Source organism: Oceaniradius stylonematis (genome assembly GCF_003149475.2).
Classification (GTDB): Bacteria; Pseudomonadota; Alphaproteobacteria; order Rhizobiales; family Rhizobiaceae; genus Roseitalea; species Roseitalea stylonematis.
The window spans coordinates 367195-383090 of sequence record NZ_QFWV02000008.1 but is presented as its reverse complement, the minus strand read 5'-3'; the positions used below and the strand labels follow the sequence as shown (position 1 = coordinate 383090).

Here is a 15896-nt window from a genome sequence, read left to right as displayed (position 1 = left end):
CCTATTTCGCGCGGCAGGCACGCGGGCCGTTCATCGTGTTGCTCCTCGTCGGCGGTCTGGTCGGGGCGGTCGATGCGGCGCTTTACTGGGGCGTCGGCTGGCTGATCGACATTCTGGACAGCTCGACCCCGGCGACGCTTCTGGCCGATCATGGCTGGGAGCTGGCCGGCCTTCTGTCGCTGCTGCTGATCGTGCGGGCCTTGGTGATGGTCGGCGCCGCGCTGATCGAGCAGCAGGTGATCGTGCCGCGCTTTTACACCATGGTGCGCTGGCAGTCGTTCCGCCGGGTGATCGAGCAGCCCTATGCCTTCTTCCAGGACGATTTCGCCGGCCGCATCGCCACCAAGATCGCGCAGGCGGGCGAATCGGTCGGCGACTTCATCATCACCTCGCTGCAGTCGCTCTGGTCGTTCCTGACCTTCATCGCGCTGACGTTCATCGTCCTTTCAACGCTCGACTGGCGCATGGGCGTGGTCGTCGCCGTCTGGGGGCTCGGCTATGGCGCGGTGGTGCATTACCTGCTGCCGCAGCTGCGGGCGGCGGGTAAGAACAACGCCAATGAGCGCTCGGTCCTCAATGGCCGGCTGGTCGACATCTTCACCAACATATTGACGGTCAAGCTGTTCGACACCGGGCGCCGGGAGCACGGCGACGTCAAGCAGGCGATGGGCAACTATCTGGGCGCGGTCACGCATCTGACGCGGATGATCACCCTGGTGCGCACCTCGGTCGCGGTGCTGAACGGGCTGATGATGAGCGCGGTCGCGGTGCTCGCCGTTTCGGGCTGGATGGCCGGCACGATCTCGACCGGCGCGATCGCGGCAACGATGGGTCTCGTTTTCCGGCTCAACCAGATGTCGGGCTGGATGATGTTCAACATCAACGGGCTGATCCGCGCCTTTTCGACCGTTCAGGACGCCATCGAGACGATTTCCGTCGAGCCGGTGATCCGTGACCGGCCCGATGCGCCGGACATGGCGCCCGTATCGGGCCATATCCGGTTCGAGGATGTCCGCTTCAATTACGGCAAGGGCGATATCGGCCTGTTCGACGGGCTCGATCTCGACATCAAGCCGGGCGAGAAGGTCGGCCTTGTCGGCCCGTCGGGTGCCGGCAAGTCCACCATCGTGTCGCTGATGCTGCGCCTGTTCGAACCGGAAACCGGCCGGATCGCGATCGACGGCACCGACATCGCGTCGGTCACGCAGACCTCGCTCCGGCGGCAGTTCGGCGTCGTCAGTCAGGAACCGTCGCTGCTGCACAGGTCGCTCAGGGACAACATCGCCTATGGCGCCGCCGATCCGACGCGGGCGATGATCGAGGCGGCGGCCAAGAAGGCCAAGGCCCATGATTTCATCCTCGACGCGCGCGATCCCAAGGGGCGGTCGGGCTATGACGCCCATGTCGGCGAGCGCGGCATCAAGCTGTCGGGCGGCCAGCGGCAACGGGTGGCGATTGCGCGGGTCATGCTCAAGGATGCGCCGATCCTGATCCTCGACGAGGCGACGTCGGCGCTCGATTCGGAGATCGAGGCGGCGATCCAGGACAATCTGGCGACGCTGATGGACGGCAAGACGGTAATCGCCATAGCCCACCGCCTGTCGACGATCGCCGCGATGGACCGGCTGGTCGTCGTCGACAATGGCCGTATCGTCCAGACCGGGCGGCACGACGAATTGCTGCGCGACAAGGGCGGTCTCTACGCCCGGATGTGGACGCGCCAGTCGGGCGGCTTCCTCAGCTTCGCCGAGGCTGCCGAATAGTGCGCGACACAGTGTCATCATGCCTTGGTCTGGGGTAGACAATGGCGGTGAGCCGGCATTATTAACGCGCCGGATTGCGCTCGGGGACGTGCATTATTCCTGAGTTTTTGACGAATATTTTTGGCAAGGAAAGGACGTCGCCGTGACAGACGCGACCCAGGAGCCGGAAGGCGAACTGCCCACCCGCCGGGATTTCATCTATGTGGCCACCGGGATGATGGGCGTTGTCGGCGCCGCTGCGGCTGCCTGGCCGTTCATCGACCAGATGCGCCCCGATGCGGCGGTTCGCGCCGCCGGCCTGCCGATCGAGGTCGATCTGAGCGCCATCGAGCCGGGCGGCACCATTGTCGTCACCTGGCGCTCCAAGCCCTATTTCATCCGGCAGCTGCTGGACGACGAGATCGCCGCCGCCGACACGCTGGGCGAGGGCGACATGAAGGAATACCAGCCGGCCGCCGAACGCATCGCCGGTCCTGACGGCGCCGAAACCCGCAACTGGGTGATCGTATCGGCCACCTGTACCCATCTGGGCTGCGTGCCCAACATCGTCGACAACGCGCCGGAGGGCTGGTTCTGCCCGTGCCACGGCTCGGTGTTCGACATGGTCGGCCGCATCTTGCGCGGCCCGGCGGCGACCAACCTGCCGCTTCCGCCCTATGTTTTTGCCGATGAGTCGACCCTGATCGTCGGCTCCGACCAGGTCTAGGAGGCCGCCCGATGAGCAAACTCGAGCATCACGGCACCTACACGCCGACCAGCGGCGTCGGCAAATGGATCGATGCGCGCATGCCGCTACCGCGGCTGATGTATGACAGCTTCGTGGCCTATCCGGTGCCGCGCAACCTTAATTATGCCTACACGTTCGGCGGCATCCTCTCGATCTTCCTTGTCATCCAGATCGTGACCGGCATCGTTCTTGCAATGCATTACGTGCCGGACGCGACCAAGGCGTTCGACAGCGTCGAGCACATCATGCGCGACGTGAACTCGGGCTGGCTGATGCGCTACATGCACCAGAATGGCGCCCACTTCTTCTTCCTGGCGGTCTATCTGCACATATTCCGCGGGCTCTATTACGGCTCCTACAAGGCGCCGCGCGAGCTTCTGTGGATCCTGGGCTGCATCATCTACCTGTTGATGATGGCCACCGCCTTCATGGGTTACGTCCTGCCCTGGGGCCAGATGTCCTTCTGGGGCGCCACGGTGATCACCGGCTTCTTCACCGCCTTCCCGGTCATCGGCGTTCCGATCCAGGAGCTGCTGCTCGGCGGGTTCGCGGTCGGCGATCCGACGCTGAACCGCTTCTTCTCGCTGCACTATCTGCTGCCGTTCATGATCGCCGGCGTCGTCATCCTGCACGTCTGGGCTCTGCATGTGACGGGGCAGACGAACCCGACCGGCATCGAGGTGAAGTCGAAGACAGACACGGTGCCGTTCACGCCGTACGCGACTATCAAGGACGCGTTCGCGCTGATCTTGTTTCTGGCGCTCTATGCCTATTTCGTCTTCTACATGCCGAACTTCCTGGGCCACGCCGACAACTACATCCCGGCCGATCCCATGGTGACGCCGGCGCACATCGTGCCCGAATGGTACTTCCTGCCGTTTTACGCGATCCTGCGCGCCATCACGTTCGACATCGGCCCGATCACGGCCAAGCTGGGCGGCGTCATCGCCATGTTCAGCGCGGTTCTGGTGCTGTTCGTCGTGCCTTGGCTCGATACGTCCAAGGTGCGCTCGGCGGTCTACCGTCCCTGGTACAAGCTGGCCTTCTGGCTGTTCGTGATCAACTCGGTGTTCCTGGGCTGGCTCGGCTCGCAGCCTGCGGAAGGCGTCTATGTGGCGCTCGCCCAGCTCTCGACGGCGATCTATTTCGGCTTCTTCCTGATCGTCATGCCGGTTCTGGGGCTGGTCGAAAAACCACGGCGGCTGCCCAATTCGATCACCGAGGCGGTGCTCGAACGATCGGCCAAGACCGGCGGCGGATCACCGCAACTGGGCGATGCGACAGCGTCCGCCGACAAGTCCTGACGGCCCGGCCTCGAACAGACGATGGAATCGATGATGAAAAACCTTGTTGTTAAACTCGGAGCCGCCGCCATCGCCGCAACGGTGATGGCGACCGGGGCGTGGGCTGCCAGCGCCTATCCCAAGAACAAGCCGCGCGAGCAGGACTGGTCGTTCGCCGGACCGTTCGGCATGTACGATCAGGCGCAGCTGCAGCGCGGCCTGAAGATCTACGCGGAGAACTGCTCGGCCTGCCACGCGCTCAGCCGTGTCAACTTCCGCAATCTGGCCGACCTTGGCTACTCGGACGAACAGATCAAGGCGTTCGCGGCCAATTACGAGGTCGAGGACGGTCCCGACGATTTCGGAGACATGTTCTTCCGCCCGGCCACGGCGGCGGACGCGTTTCCCTCGCCGTTCCCCAACAAGGAAGCGGCACGCGCGGCCAATGGCGGCGCCTATCCGCCGGACCTGTCGCTGATCGCCAAGGCGCGGGCGCCGATCCGCGGCTTTCCCGCCTTCGTGATCGACCCGTTCCGCAACTATGCGGAAAACGGGCCCGACTACATCTATTCGCTTCTGACCGGCTACAAGGATGAGGTGCCCGAGGACGTCTCGGTGCCCGAGGGCCTGTGGTACAACCCCTATTTCGCGAGCGGTACGGCGCTTGCGATGGCGCCGCCGCTGTTCGAAGGCATGCATGAGTTCGACGACGGCACCGAGGCCACCGTCTCGAACATGGCCAAGGACGTTGCCGCATTCCTGATGTGGACAGCCGAACCGCACATGGACGAGCGCAAGCAGCTCGGCTTCCGCGTGATGGTGTTCCTGCTGATCTTCGCGGCGCTCCTGTACCTGTCCAAGAAGCAGGTCTGGGCGCGCGTCGAGCACTGAGACGCGTCGGCACAGGGTGTGACATTTGAAAGGGCGCCTCCGGGCGCCCTTTTCCTTTGCCGTTTGGCTGGTGGCTGGCTATCAAAGGCGCGTTTGCTCTGTGCCGGGACCCGACGATGACGCTGCATGAAACGCTTGAGACCGCCATTCGCACGATTCCCGACTATCCCAAGCCGGGCATCATGTTCCGGGACATCACGACGCTTCTGGGCGACGCATCGGCGTTCCGCCGGTCGGTGGACGAACTCGTCCATCCCTATGCCGGCACCAAGATCGAAAAGATCGCCGGCGTCGAAGCGCGCGGCTTCATCCTCGGCGGGGCCATGTCGCACCAGCTTTCCGCCGGCTTCGTGCCGATCCGCAAGAAAGGCAAGCTGCCGCACGACACGGTCCGCATTGCCTACAGTCTCGAATATGGCGTCGACGAGATGGAGATGCACAGGGACGCCGTCAAGCCCGGCGACAAGGTGATCCTGGTCGACGATCTGATCGCCACCGGCGGCACCGCAGAGGGCGCCGTCAAGCTTCTCCAGCAGATGGGCGCGGACGTCGTTGCGGCCTGTTTCGTGATCGATCTGCCCGATCTGGGCGGCCGCGCCAAGATCGAGGCGCTGGGCGTTCCGGTGCGCACGCTGATCGAATTCGAGGGCGACTGAACCCGTGTCGCCACGCGACATCGCGCTGGCCGTTTTCGTCGTCTCCATGTGGGGGCTGGGGTTCACCGTCCTCAAGCCCACGATGGCGCAGTTCCCGCCGATCCTGATCATGGCGGTCAGCTTCACGGCCACCGCGCTGCTGTTGATGGCCTTTGAGCGGCGAAGGCCGGCCACCGGGCATCTGGCGGCGGCCTGCATCGCGCTTTTCGCGGTTTCGGGACAGGCCGCGCTGATCTTCACGGCACTGTCCGGCCTCGAAGCCTCCACGGGCGTGATCATAGCCCAGTTCCAGGTGCCGCTGGCGGTGCTGTGGGCATGGCTGCTGCGCACCGAGCCGTTCCAGCCCTCCAAGCTTGTCGCGTTCGTGATCGCCCTTTGCGGCGTGATGATCATTGCCGGCCTTCCCGCGGACCGTCCGGCGCCAGGCTTCGTTGCGCTGATGATCGCCGGCGGGGCGGTCTGGGGGTTGGGCCAGGCCCTGATCGCCAAGCTCGGCCGCGACGATGGCGCGGTCCTGCTCAAGCGTGTGGCCCTGCACGGCGCGGCACAGCTCATCCTGTTCACCCTTCTTTTCGAGGACGGCCAGTGGACCGCGCTGACCACGGGCTCGCCCGCCGCCTGGGCCGGCCTGGCATTCATCGCGCTGGTTGCCTTTGCTCTGGCCTATGTGATCTGGTTCGACCTGATGCGCCGCAATCCGGTGTCGCAGGTGACACCCTTCGTCATGCTGATGCCGGCGGTTTCGGTGGTGGCGAGTATCGTGTTCCTGGGCGAACGGCCCGGTTTCGCCGTCTTTGCCGGCGGAGCGCTGATTTTGTCGGGCCTCGCCCTGTCGTCGGGTGTGGTCCGCATGACAGGCGAAGGAGCAACCTCCGATGGCCGTTGACTGGCTCAAGGGAACCGTACTCGAAACCGCCTTCGATGCGCCGACCATGGAGGCCTTGGGCCGGCTGACGCCCGGGTTGGTGCCCAAGGGCACGATCTTGTTCCGGCCCGGCGAAGCGCCCGGCGGCTTTGCCCTGGTCCTGTCCGGCCGGATCAACGTCTATCTCAACAGCCGGACAGGCCGCGAGCTGCGCCTTTATTCCATCGAGCCGGGAGAGACCTGCCTGATGACGACACTGGCGCTGCTTGGCGCCCAGCCCTATTCGGGCGAGGCGATTGCCGACACCGATGTCGTCGCCGCGATTGTGCCGTTCAAGGCCTTTCGCGAGCTGATGGACGGGTCCGACCGGTTCCGGCAGTTCGTCTTTCGCGCTTTTGCCGAGCGGATCGGCGAGATGACGGCGCTGTTGGAGATGGTGGCCTTCCAGAAGATCGAAATCCGGCTGGCACGCTGGCTGCTCGACAATGCCGATGATGGCGGCAGGGCCGCGGCATCCCACGCGGAGATCGCGACGGCGATCGGGAGCGCCCGCGAGGTCGTGTCCCGCCATGTCGAGAAGCTGTCCGACGAGGGCATCGTGGAAGGCGGGCGCAAGGAGATCCTGATCCGCGACCGCGCACGGCTGGCGGCGATCGCGGGTACATGACCGGCCGCATCGCTTCTTGGTGACATGGTCACAGACATTCGTCGGCGTTTCCGTGTATCCTCGATCTTCAGGACCGGAATGATCCGGTCAATGACATTGGAGGCAAAGATGTTTGACGTAAATGTTGGCAGCACCGACCGCATGATCCGCATTGTGGCGGGTGCCGTTCTTTTGGCCCTGTTCTTCTTCGTCGAACTGGGTGCATGGGGCTGGATTGTCGCGCTGGTCGGCGTCGTGATGCTGGCGACGGGCATCATGTCGCGGTGCGCGCTCTATTCACTGCTCGGCATCAACACGCGCGGCGACAAGGCGGCGTGACGCGGTTGTGGACGATTGCAGGGCCCGGCGGCGGCGCCTTGAGCGCAGCTCAGACGTTGAACTTGAACAGCATCACGTCGCCATCCTGCACCACATAGTCCTTGCCCTCGTCGCGCGCCTTGCCGGCTTCCTTGGCCGCGTTTTCCCCGCCAAGGCCGACATAGTCGTCGAAGGCGATGGTTTGGGCGCGGATGAAGCCCTTTTCGAAATCGGTGTGGATCTCGCCGGCGGCCTGCGGCGCGCGCGACCCCTTCCTGACCGTCCAGGCGCGCGATTCCTTCGGGCCGGCGGTGAAGAAGGTGATCAGGTCGAGCAGGTCGTAGCCCTCGCGGATCAGCCGGTCGAGACCGGCTTCCTCAAGGCCGAGCGTGTCGAGAAACTCGCGCGCCTCGTCCGCATCCAGCTGCGCGATTTCCGCCTCGATCGCCGCGGAGATGGTGACGGTGGACGCACCCTGTTCGGCGGCCATGGCGGCGACGGCCTCGGCATGCGCGTTGCCGGTCGCGGCCTCGTCCTCGGCGACGTTGCAGACGTAAAGGACGGGTTTGGAGGTCAGAAGGTTCAGCCCCTTGAGGATGGCGAGGTCTTCGGCGGCGATACCGTCCAGCAAAAGCCGCACGGGCTTTGAATCCTGCAGCAGCGCCAGCGCCTGTTCCATCATCGGCAGCACGGTGAGCGCTTCCTTGTCCTTGCCGGTTGCCTTCTTGCGTACCCCCGCGATGCGGCGCTCCAGGCTCTCAAGGTCCGACAGCATCAGTTCGGTCTCGACCGTCTCGGCGTCGGCGACCGGATCGATGCGGCCCTCGACATGGGTGACGTCGTCGTCCTCGAAGCAGCGCAGCACATGGACGATCGCGTCCACCTCGCGAATGTTGGCGAGGAACTGGTTGCCGAGCCCCTCGCCCTTGGACGCACCGCGCACCAGGCCGGCAATGTCGACAAAGGAGATGCGCGTCGGCACGATTTCCTTCGACCGGGCGATCTGCGCGATCTGCGCCAGGCGCGGGTCGGGCACGGCCACCTCGCCGGTGTTGGGCTCGATCGTGCAGAACGGATAGTTGGCCGCCTGGGCGGCGGCGGTCTTGGTCAGCGCATTGAAGAGGGTCGACTTGCCGACATTGGGCAGGCCGACAATGCCGCATTTGAAACCCATGGGGATTGGTCCTTCGCATCTGTCGCCCGGCTTTTCGGGCAAGCGGGGTGAGGGGTCAAGGGGTTCGGGACGTGCGATGTACAAGCCGACCCACTTCCCCCTTGAGGGGAGGTCGGCGAGTGGCGAGTGTAAACGAGACAGAGCCGGGTGGGGGTCGTGGCTCACCTCGCGCTTATTTGCCACCCCCACCCGCTCTGGCCCGGCTTCGCTGGACCAATCGCCGTTCGCAGGCTCACCCCCTCAAGGGGGAGGCGGGCGTGCATGATCGACGCCGCACTTCCTTTCGAAGTCGAGAGCTTGCTGCCGAAACAGAACAACGGGCGGTTTGGAGAGCCGCGATCCGTAGTTTGTATGTTGCGATCGCCAAACCGCCCGTCCGGCGGGCTTGCGGTGATCGTCATGTGCGGCGCCGGCGCGAGGCTCGCGCCCTGCCGTGGCCTTTGGATGGGTTCCATCCGCCGCAGACCCGCGACGCGATGAGACCATCCTCCGGCCCCGTCCGATCCTGGCCGCCGGCCGGGTCTGGCCGGGGTCAGGCGCGGATGGACGCCGCACACCTTCGTTCCGCCCTGCCGTGGGGATTCAGCATCCAGCCATGCGACCTCTCGCATCACCCGGCAGGCCACCGCCGCGCCCGCCGAAGGTGGTGGCCATCCGACGTTCCGATGGGCGCGGTGGCAGGGATTGTAGGCGAGGCGGAAAACGGTTGGATAAGTTTTTCAAGGACGGCCGCCCAACCTCCCCCTTGAGGGGAGGTCGGCGATTGCCGAACACAGAGAGGCAGAGCCGGGTGGGGGTAAGAACCGCTGGTCGTTTCCAATCGACACCCCCACCCGATCAGCTGCCCTTCGGGTCAAGCCCGAAGGTTGCTTCTCGTGCCTCCCCTCAAGGGGGAGGCGTGCCGTGCCGGATGACGGCGCTGATGATCGACACCGCCCCACATGCTACATTCGCCTCCTGGCCGACACACCCAAGCTTCTGTCAGGCGGCAATCTGCAGATCCCGAAAGGCTATGGCGAGACGCCGGTGCAAGCCGATATCGCGGCCAAGCCGGGCTGGAAGCAGGCGGTCGGACGCCGGCTGGACGATCTGGTCAGTTGGACCGTGCCCGATGTGCTCAAGGCGGTGAAGCGGGACGCGCCCTTCTCCTGATCGGCTGTGAGTGGTCGCGACGCGATGGCCGCGAACCAAAGCGGATCATGGCTCATAAGCAGGCGCTTAATTACGCCGCATAAGCCCATCACCTATGGCAGTCGTGGGATCAACGGTCGCATCTTTAGTCCAGCAGCGTCGCTGAAGGCGCCTGCTCGTCAATCGAGGAGACTGTCATGAAGAACCAAGCTCTTTTTCTGGCCCTTGCCGCCGCCCTTGTGTCCGGGGCGGCCTATGCCCTCGATCTGGTTCCCGGCACCCGGTTGGGAACGGGCATCGCTGCCATTTCGGGCGAACTGTCCGAAAACGGATTCGAGATCATCCGCTACGACAAGAGCGCCGACACGATTGAAGTCTACGCGGTCAAGGGCGATGTCCGTCACGAGGTCTACATCGATGTGGTGACTGGCAAAATCACCCGCGTGGAAAGCACGACGCGCCGCGGGCCGTCGCCGCTGCCCGGCGTAAGCGAGGAACAGGTCCGCACGATGCTGGCCGGCCAGGGCTACGAGATCGTGACCTTCGAGCGCGAAAGGCGGAAAATCGAGGTCTACGCCAAGAAGGATGGCCGCCTTTGGGAGATCGAGGTTCACCCCGGAACCGGCGAGGTCCTCAGCGTGGAGGCCGAGGGATGATGAGCGACCTGGCAAGCCGATCGGTCGGCGTGCGGGTCTGGGACCCGCTCGTCCGGCTGACCCACTGGGGTATCGCACTGGCCGTGCTGATCAATGGCGTCCTTCTCCGCGACGGCGACATTGCGCACATCTGGATCGGCTATGGCGCGCTCGCACTTCTCCTGCTGCGGCTGTTCTGGGGTCTCATCGGCACAGAGAGTGCGCGCTTCAGCGCGTTTCCGCCGAGCCTCGGTGGTGCACTCGCGCATGTGCGCTCTCTGATCGCCGGCAGGCACATCCGCCACCGGTCTCACAATCCTCTCGGGGCGCTCATGGTGTATGCCCTGTGGGCCACGCTCCTGATCGTGGCGGCGACGGGCGTCCTCATGCAAAGCGATCCGTTTCCGCAGGAAACGCATCAGGAGCGCTACGAACATGTCGAACAGGAGTGGGGAGGCGAGAGCGAGGCCGGTGAGGCGATCGAAGAGGTGCACGAGGCGGCGGCAAATCTGCTATTGTTGCTGGCGGCCCTGCATGTGATCGGTGCGTTCGCCGAGTCGCGCCTTTCGGGTCAGAACCTGATTGCGGCGATGATCACGGGCCGCAGGTCTTAACGCGAAGGACCGCAACGTGACCTTTGAACGGGTCGGAGCGAAGCGCTGGCAGGTCAGGATACTCGCGGCAGTCCTCGCGACACAGGCGTTGGCGGCCGTCTTCTTCATGGCCGACGTCTCGCGCGACCTGCAATGGGGCGGTCTGACCGCGCATTCGGGGCTCGAGGCGCTCGTGGCCGTGGCATTGGTGGTTGGCACGATGTTCGGCGCCGTGCAGATGCGCCGCATGCTGCAGCAGCTGCGCTATGCCGAAACCGGGATCCTGGCCGCGTCCGGCGCATTCTTCGAATTCATCGAGGCACAGTTTCGCGACTGGCGTCTGACGCCGGCGGAGACCGACGTGGCGCTGTTGACGCTCAAGGGCCTCGACATCTCGGAGATCGCGGCGGTGCGCGGTGCGGCAGAGGGAACCGTGCGGGCGCAGCTTGCCAGCGTCTACGGCAAGGCGCGGGTCTCCAATCGCGGGCAGTTCGTCTCGCTCTTCATCGAGGACCTGCTGCAGCGCCCGCCGGTCGTAACTGACGGCGGCAAGCCCAATCGTGGGACCGCATAGGATAGCGATGGGAGTCCAACCGCACGTGAAGGCCGACGCGCGCCCCCTACTTCCCCAACAACCGCTTCAACATCTCCGCCATCGGCCCGGTCGGCTTGGCGTCCTGCGTTGATTGCCGCGCCTGACGGATGTGGCTTTGGGGTTTGGAGGCGGGCTTGGATGATGATTTCGCGGCCGGTTCCTTGCCGGCGGGGGCGCCGATGGCGCCTTTCGCCTTGTCGCCGACGGCCAGCGCCAGCCTGTTCATGAAGCCCGATTCGTCGCCGGCGACGAGCAGGTCGACATTGTCGGCCAGCGCGTCGAGCAGCGGCTCCAGCCATTGCTGGTCGGCCTTGGCGAAATCGCCCAATACATGGGCCTGCACCCGGGCCTTGTCGCCCGGATGGCCGATGCCCAGGCGCACGCGGCGATAATCCTTGCCGCAATGGGCGTCGAGCGACTTGATGCCATTGTGGCCGCCCGAGCCGCCGCCGCGCTTGATGCGCACCTTGCCTGGCGCCAGGTCGAGTTCATCGTAAAGGACGGTGAGGTCCTCCGGGCCGAGCTTGTAGAAGCGCATCGCCTCGCCGACCGCCTGACCGGAAAGGTTCATGAAGGTCTGCGGCTTGATGACGAGGACCTTTTCGCTGCCGATCCGGCCCTCGGCGATCTCGGCGTTCCACTTCTTCTGCCAGGGGCCGAACGAAGAATGGCGGCGAACGATCGCGTCCGCCGCCATGAAGCCGATATTGTGCCGGTTTTCGGCGTAGCGGGGGCCGGGATTGCCAAGACCTGCGATGATCTGCATGCCGGCCGCTCCGCCTGTCCGGACCAGGGCTTACTCCTCGCCCTTGTCCTCTTCGCCTTCGGCCTTCTGCTCGGTGGCTTCCACCTCGTCGGGCGCCACTTCGGCCTCGGCCTCATCATCATCCTGAACGCCGCCGCCGGGGGCCGCGATCGTCGCGATCGTGAAGTCACGGTCGGTGATGGTCGGCTCGACGCCCTTGGGCAGCGTGATCGACGAAATCTTCAGCGCGTCGCCCACCTCGGCGGTGGCCAGATCCAGCGTGAACGCCTCGGGGATGGAGTCGGCCGGGCAGTTCACTTCGACATCGTGGCGCACGATGTTCAAGACGCCGCCCTGCTTGATGCCCGGGCAGATGTCCTCGTTCTCGAAGTGCACCGGAATGTTGACCGTCACGGTCGTCTTGGCCGAGATGCGCAGGAAGTCGACATGCAGCACGACATCCTTGACCGGATCGAGCTGGTAGTCCTTGGCGAGCACCTTGTGCCTGGTGCCGTCGACATCGATTTCGCCGACCGTGGTCATGAAACCGCCGGCCTGCATATGCATGAAGACGTCCTTGCGCGGCAGGGTTACCGTCATGGGGGGCTTGCTGTCGCCGTAGATCACGGCTGGAATTTTGCCTTGGCGCCGAATGGCCCGGGCGGACCCCTTACCGACCCGGTCGCGCGCCTCGGCCGTGAGCACGTAGCTGTCGCTCATGGCATTGTCCTTTCGAGGGCATAGGAGAGGTGGAGCATCGCTCCGGCCGCTGCGCGGCCCGCCGCGCTGCCTCCAAGGGTGTCCGCGCGGGTGGCGGTGCCATAACGGAAAAGGCCCGCGCGCGCAAGCGCCGGTGGCCGGTGCCCTTCACGTCTGAACACAAGCCGGTGACCGGCGCTACCGGGACCGCCGGGGCGCGGCTAGTCTGGCGTTCCGTTCCGGAGCCGACCATGCCGCGTTTCATCACCCTCGTTTCCGTTTCGCTGATTGTCGTTCTTGGCCTGACGCTGCTGCCCGCCTATGCGGACGACCCGATGGATGCGCCTGTCTTCCATGAACCCGTGTCGGAGGACGATGCCGCCCATGCCGAACTGATCCGCACGGCAGTCTTCGGCTGGAAGGCGGAACGGCACGCCGCGCTCGAAGCTCTGGTCGAACGCGACGCAAAGGACGCAATCGCGGCGCTGATCGTCGGCATGCGCCATGTGGTGATCGACGACGAGGTGCGGATCGCGCTCACGCAGCTGGCCGGCGAGCCGATCAACAATTGGCACGATGCGATGCTCTGGCAGGAGCGCAATCCGCAGGTCAGGGCCCATCCGGCGGCGCGCGAGATCCGGCTGCGCGTCTTCATGCGCCGCGACGCCCGTTTCATGCGCTTTCTCGGCGGTGAGCGGTCGATGCCGGACAAGATGCGCATCCGGCTCGACGAGATCGTCTGGGGCGGCGTGATGATCGGCGACATTCCTACGCTGGACGATCCGATCATGTGGCTGCCGGAGAACGCCACCTTCATGGCCGACGGCAATCTGGTTTTCGGCGTGTCGATCAATGGCGACACGCGGGCGTATCCTCTGCGCATCCTCGCCTGGCACGAAATGGCAAATGCGATCATCGGCGATGTGCCGGTCTCGCTGGCCTTCTGCACGCTGTGCGGCGCGGGCATATTGTACGAGACCGATGTCGACGGGTTCGACGAGCCCTTCACCTTCGGCACGTCGGGCCTTCTCTACCGGTCCAACAAGCTGATGTACGACCGGCAGACCGATAGTTTGTGGAACCAGTTTTCCGGCGAGCCGGTCACCGGGCCGCTGGCCTTCTCGGGGCTCCGGCTGAAGGTGCGGCCGATCGTGCTGACCACATGGGGCGAATGGCTCGCCAGACATCCGGACACGACGGTCCTGTCGCCGAACACGGGCCATCTGCGCGACTATGGCGAGGGCGCGGCCTATGCGGACTATTTCGCCAGCCCCGACCTCATGTTTCCCGTCAATGTGCGCGACGAGAGCGTGGTTGCGCGCAAGGACCGGGTGTTCGGCGTGCGCGATGTCGGCATCCAGAAGGCCTGGCCGATCGCCGCCTTCGCCGCCGAGCCGGTGATCAACGACGCGATCGGCGACCGGGCGCTGGTACTGGTCGGCGATGCCGATGTCGGCACCGTGCGGGCCTATGAGCGCGGCGACCGGGAATTTGAACAGGGCGCGTCGACCGATACGCTGACGCGCGACGGCGAACCCTGGCGGATCACCGAGACCGCGCTTGTCGGCCCCGACGGTACCCGGCTCGACCGTGTGGCCGGGCACATGGCCTACTGGTTCGCCTGGGATTCCTATTTCGGCGTGACGAGCGACTTGTATCGGCCGCTTCCGGTGCAATGAGCAGTGGTTGGCCCACCCCATTGACAACAATTGTTGTCGCCGTTGGTGTTTGCAGCTAGTGTGCCGCCAACGTTGGAGAGCATAATGCCGCGATTGTCGATCGAACTCGATCAACGCCAGCATCAGCAACTGAAGGCCATGGCAGCCCTGAAGGGGCAGTCAATCAAGGACTATGTCCTTTCGCGCGCGCTTGTGGATATGCCGGATGCCGAGACAATGACGGACGAGGAGGCACTCGGCGCGCTCAAGCAGCTTCTTGCGCCCCGAATCGCGGAAGCGGATGCCGGAGAGGCCGTCGGCGTGACGCTTTCCGATGTCAAAAGCCGGGCAAAGGCGCGCCGTAGAGCCTGACATGGCAGGCTATCTCTTCACGCCCGGCGCACGTGAAGATTTGGCGGACATCTGGTTGTACACGGAAGAAACCTGGGGCGAAGACCAAGCCGACCGGTATGTCGAGGCATTGTTTGATTGCAGTGCCAGGATTTCTGCCGGTACTGCGCCGGGCCGGGTTGTGCCTGGCGCTGAGGGGGTTCATTCCCATCGATGCCAGCACCATGTCATCTTCTTCTTGAGAGGCGATGATGAGGCCATCATCATCGCACTGTTTCACGAGCGGATGGACCTGATGCGTCGTTTGGCGGGCCGGCTCTAGCGGGTCAGGTTCGCCGTTACCGGTCGGCGTCATCGCTACCGGAAGTCGCTGCTCACATCGCCCCAGAAGCAGCGCGGGTAGAACGGGAAGGTGTCGGTGGCGAAATAGACATACCGGCCATCCAGCGTGCCGCCATTGCACTCATCGAGATTGCCGGCGCCGGCATATTCCCAGTCTTCCACATAGGTGCCGTCGTGGCGCCCGCCCGGGCCGCCCTGCCGGGTGCCCGACTTCAGCGTCCAGCCGGATTGCGCGGCGGAGCCGACATAGTGGATCTCGTGGCCGTCGGCGGCATAGCCGATATGGGTGCTGGAGACCGAGGCGACCAAGCCTTCGGGCTTGCCGTGATAGTGGTAGATGCCGCGATTGTCGACATGGGCGTTGTGCTGGTCCATGCCGAGCAACTCCGCGGCGCCCATGCCCTCGAGGTTCCAGCCCGAAGACCGGTCGCGCGAGAAGCCGCGCGGCGAGGACGGATCGTAATAGTCCGCCGTTTCGGGCCGGAACAGGATGCCGTTGAGCCCGATGCCGACCGGCCCGCGGGTAATGTCGGTCTTGCGGCTGCCCTTGACCGGATTGGCGCTGACGCAATGGCGCAGCCGCTGTTCGGAGATGGAATGCGGGTTGCCGCGATTGGGGAATGTGCCGGTCGCATGGTTCGGCAGTCCGTTCGAGGTGATGCAGATCTGGTCGCCGGTCTGTTCGATGGAGACATGATTGTCATGGGCAAGCGCCGTTGCAGCGGTTGCCGATGCAGCGATGACGGCCATTGTGGTGATGCAAAATTTCTTCATGGCGAAATCCTTTTGCGAAAGGCATCATCCCAAGAAAAGCATGGCGGCAG

The 15896-nt window shown here is 64.7% G+C and carries 19 protein-coding genes; 15 read left to right on the top strand and 4 right to left on the bottom strand.

Annotated elements, in window-relative coordinates; translation table 11 throughout:
* Nucleotides 1-35: 35 nt before the first annotated feature.
* The 8 genes from DEM25_RS15045 to DEM25_RS15010 all read left to right on the top strand — a co-directional run bounded on the left by DEM25_RS15045 (nt 36) and on the right by DEM25_RS15010 (nt 7170).
* Nucleotides 36-1763, top strand: coding sequence for an ABC transporter ATP-binding protein (locus DEM25_RS15045; RefSeq protein ID WP_342633485.1), 1728 nt, complete (start codon nt 36-38; stop codon nt 1761-1763).
* 142 nt (nt 1764-1905) lie between these two features.
* A complete protein-coding gene (gene petA, locus DEM25_RS15040) occupies nt 1906-2469 on the top strand; it encodes a ubiquinol-cytochrome c reductase iron-sulfur subunit (protein ID WP_109768252.1) in 564 nt (187 codons plus the stop codon).
* 11 nt (nt 2470-2480) lie between these two features.
* The gene (locus DEM25_RS15035) at nt 2481-3794 is read left to right on the top strand and encodes a cytochrome b (RefSeq protein WP_109768251.1); all 1314 of its coding nucleotides are present in this window, start codon (nt 2481-2483) and stop codon (nt 3792-3794) included.
* Nucleotides 3795-3827: 33 nt separating this feature from the next.
* The gene (locus DEM25_RS15030) at nt 3828-4664 is read left to right on the top strand and encodes a cytochrome c1 (RefSeq protein ID WP_109768295.1); all 837 of its coding nucleotides are present in this window, start codon (nt 3828-3830) and stop codon (nt 4662-4664) included.
* Between the two features lie 116 nt (nt 4665-4780).
* Nucleotides 4781-5320, top strand: a complete 540-nt coding sequence (locus DEM25_RS15025; RefSeq protein WP_109768294.1) for an adenine phosphoribosyltransferase — start codon at nt 4781-4783, stop codon at nt 5318-5320.
* A gap of 4 nt (nt 5321-5324) precedes the next feature.
* Nucleotides 5325-6206 (top strand): DMT family transporter, encoded by an 882-nt coding sequence (locus DEM25_RS15020; RefSeq protein WP_109768250.1) that lies wholly within the window; start codon nt 5325-5327, stop codon nt 6204-6206.
* On the top strand, nt 6196-6852 hold the full coding sequence (locus DEM25_RS15015; protein WP_109768249.1) for a Crp/Fnr family transcriptional regulator: 657 nt from the start codon (nt 6196-6198) through the stop codon (nt 6850-6852). Before DEM25_RS15020 ends, DEM25_RS15015 begins: the two co-directional genes overlap by 11 nt.
* A 108-nt stretch (nt 6853-6960) precedes the next feature.
* Nucleotides 6961-7170 carry a YgaP family membrane protein gene (locus tag DEM25_RS15010; protein ID WP_109768248.1) on the top strand — a complete coding sequence of 70 codons (210 nt, stop codon included), beginning with the start codon at nt 6961-6963 and terminating at the stop codon, nt 7168-7170.
* A 49-nt stretch (nt 7171-7219) separates the two neighbouring features.
* Here DEM25_RS15010 and ychF read toward each other — a convergent pair whose 3' ends face one another.
* Nucleotides 7220-8323, bottom strand: a complete 1104-nt coding sequence (ychF, locus tag DEM25_RS15005) for a redox-regulated ATPase YchF (RefSeq protein WP_109768247.1) — start codon at nt 8321-8323, stop codon at nt 7220-7222.
* Nucleotides 8324-9226: 903 nt separating this feature from the next.
* On the opposite strand from ychF, the gene DEM25_RS15000 reads away from it, so the two are divergent.
* The 4 genes from DEM25_RS15000 (at nt 9227) to DEM25_RS14985 (ending at nt 11256) form a co-directional block, all read left to right on the top strand.
* Nucleotides 9227-9475: a hypothetical protein gene (locus DEM25_RS15000; protein WP_439650705.1), complete on the top strand. Its 249-nt coding sequence runs from the start codon at nt 9227-9229 to the stop codon at nt 9473-9475.
* 176 nt (nt 9476-9651) lie between these two features.
* On the top strand, nt 9652-10110 hold the full coding sequence (locus DEM25_RS14995) for a PepSY domain-containing protein (protein WP_109768245.1): 459 nt from the start codon (nt 9652-9654) through the stop codon (nt 10108-10110).
* Nucleotides 10110-10703: a cytochrome b/b6 domain-containing protein gene (locus tag DEM25_RS14990; protein ID WP_196780400.1), complete on the top strand. Its 594-nt coding sequence runs from the start codon at nt 10110-10112 to the stop codon at nt 10701-10703. The genes DEM25_RS14995 and DEM25_RS14990 overlap by 1 nt, the downstream gene beginning before the upstream one ends.
* A 16-nt stretch (nt 10704-10719) precedes the next feature.
* Nucleotides 10720-11256 carry a helix-turn-helix transcriptional regulator gene (locus DEM25_RS14985; RefSeq protein ID WP_196780399.1) on the top strand — a complete coding sequence of 179 codons (537 nt, stop codon included), beginning with the start codon at nt 10720-10722 and terminating at the stop codon, nt 11254-11256.
* 46 nt (nt 11257-11302) lie between these two features.
* Here the strand turns inward: DEM25_RS14985 and pth are convergent, their stop codons facing one another.
* Together pth and DEM25_RS14975 are read right to left on the bottom strand one after the other, a co-directional pair.
* Nucleotides 11303-12043, bottom strand: a complete 741-nt coding sequence (gene pth / locus DEM25_RS14980) for an aminoacyl-tRNA hydrolase (protein ID WP_109768243.1) — start codon at nt 12041-12043, stop codon at nt 11303-11305.
* 30 nt (nt 12044-12073) lie between these two features.
* A complete protein-coding gene (locus DEM25_RS14975; protein WP_109768242.1) occupies nt 12074-12742 on the bottom strand; it encodes a 50S ribosomal protein L25/general stress protein Ctc in 669 nt (222 codons plus the stop codon).
* Nucleotides 12743-12972: 230 nt separating this feature from the next.
* Here DEM25_RS14975 and DEM25_RS14970 point away from each other — a divergent pair, with 230 nt between their 5' ends.
* The 3 genes from DEM25_RS14970 (at nt 12973) to DEM25_RS14960 (ending at nt 15052) form a co-directional block, all read left to right on the top strand.
* Nucleotides 12973-14400: a DUF3179 domain-containing protein gene (locus tag DEM25_RS14970; RefSeq protein ID WP_120222784.1), complete on the top strand. Its 1428-nt coding sequence runs from the start codon at nt 12973-12975 to the stop codon at nt 14398-14400.
* A gap of 93 nt (nt 14401-14493) precedes the next feature.
* Nucleotides 14494-14751 (top strand): type II TA system antitoxin, ParD family, encoded by a 258-nt coding sequence (locus tag DEM25_RS14965; protein WP_196780398.1) that lies wholly within the window; start codon nt 14494-14496, stop codon nt 14749-14751.
* A gap of 1 nt (nt 14752) precedes the next feature.
* On the top strand, nt 14753-15052 hold the full coding sequence (locus DEM25_RS14960; protein ID WP_109768239.1) for a type II toxin-antitoxin system RelE/ParE family toxin: 300 nt from the start codon (nt 14753-14755) through the stop codon (nt 15050-15052).
* Between the two features lie 35 nt (nt 15053-15087).
* Here DEM25_RS14960 and DEM25_RS14955 read toward each other — a convergent pair whose 3' ends face one another.
* Nucleotides 15088-15846 (bottom strand): YHYH protein, encoded by a 759-nt coding sequence (locus tag DEM25_RS14955; protein ID WP_109768238.1) that lies wholly within the window; start codon nt 15844-15846, stop codon nt 15088-15090.
* Between the last annotated feature and the right edge of the window lie 50 nt (nt 15847-15896).

What these genes read in the sequence shown, in the direction of transcription:
- DEM25_RS15035 (WP_109768251.1), top strand. Translation starts at nt 2,481, where the DNA reads ATGAGCAAACTCGAGCATCACGGCACCTACACGCCGACCAGCGGCGTC.
- DEM25_RS15030 (WP_109768295.1), top strand. Translation starts at nt 3,828, where the DNA reads ATGAAAAACCTTGTTGTTAAACTCGGAGCCGCCGCCATCGCCGCAACG.
- DEM25_RS15025 (WP_109768294.1), top strand. Translation starts at nt 4,781, where the DNA reads ATGACGCTGCATGAAACGCTTGAGACCGCCATTCGCACGATTCCCGAC.
- DEM25_RS15015 (WP_109768249.1), top strand. Translation starts at nt 6,196, where the DNA reads ATGGCCGTTGACTGGCTCAAGGGAACCGTACTCGAAACCGCCTTCGAT.
- DEM25_RS15010 (WP_109768248.1), top strand. Translation starts at nt 6,961, where the DNA reads ATGTTTGACGTAAATGTTGGCAGCACCGACCGCATGATCCGCATTGTG.
- ychF (WP_109768247.1), bottom strand. Translation starts at nt 8,323, where the DNA reads ATGGGTTTCAAATGCGGCATTGTCGGCCTGCCCAATGTCGGCAAGTCG.
- DEM25_RS14995 (WP_109768245.1), top strand. Translation starts at nt 9,652, where the DNA reads ATGAAGAACCAAGCTCTTTTTCTGGCCCTTGCCGCCGCCCTTGTGTCC.
- DEM25_RS14990 (WP_196780400.1), top strand. Translation starts at nt 10,110, where the DNA reads ATGAGCGACCTGGCAAGCCGATCGGTCGGCGTGCGGGTCTGGGACCCG.
- pth (WP_109768243.1), bottom strand. Translation starts at nt 12,043, where the DNA reads ATGCAGATCATCGCAGGTCTTGGCAATCCCGGCCCCCGCTACGCCGAA.
- DEM25_RS14975 (WP_109768242.1), bottom strand. Translation starts at nt 12,742, where the DNA reads ATGAGCGACAGCTACGTGCTCACGGCCGAGGCGCGCGACCGGGTCGGT.
- DEM25_RS14970 (WP_120222784.1), top strand. Translation starts at nt 12,973, where the DNA reads ATGCCGCGTTTCATCACCCTCGTTTCCGTTTCGCTGATTGTCGTTCTT.
- DEM25_RS14960 (WP_109768239.1), top strand. Translation starts at nt 14,753, where the DNA reads ATGGCAGGCTATCTCTTCACGCCCGGCGCACGTGAAGATTTGGCGGAC.
- DEM25_RS14955 (WP_109768238.1), bottom strand. Translation starts at nt 15,846, where the DNA reads ATGAAGAAATTTTGCATCACCACAATGGCCGTCATCGCTGCATCGGCA.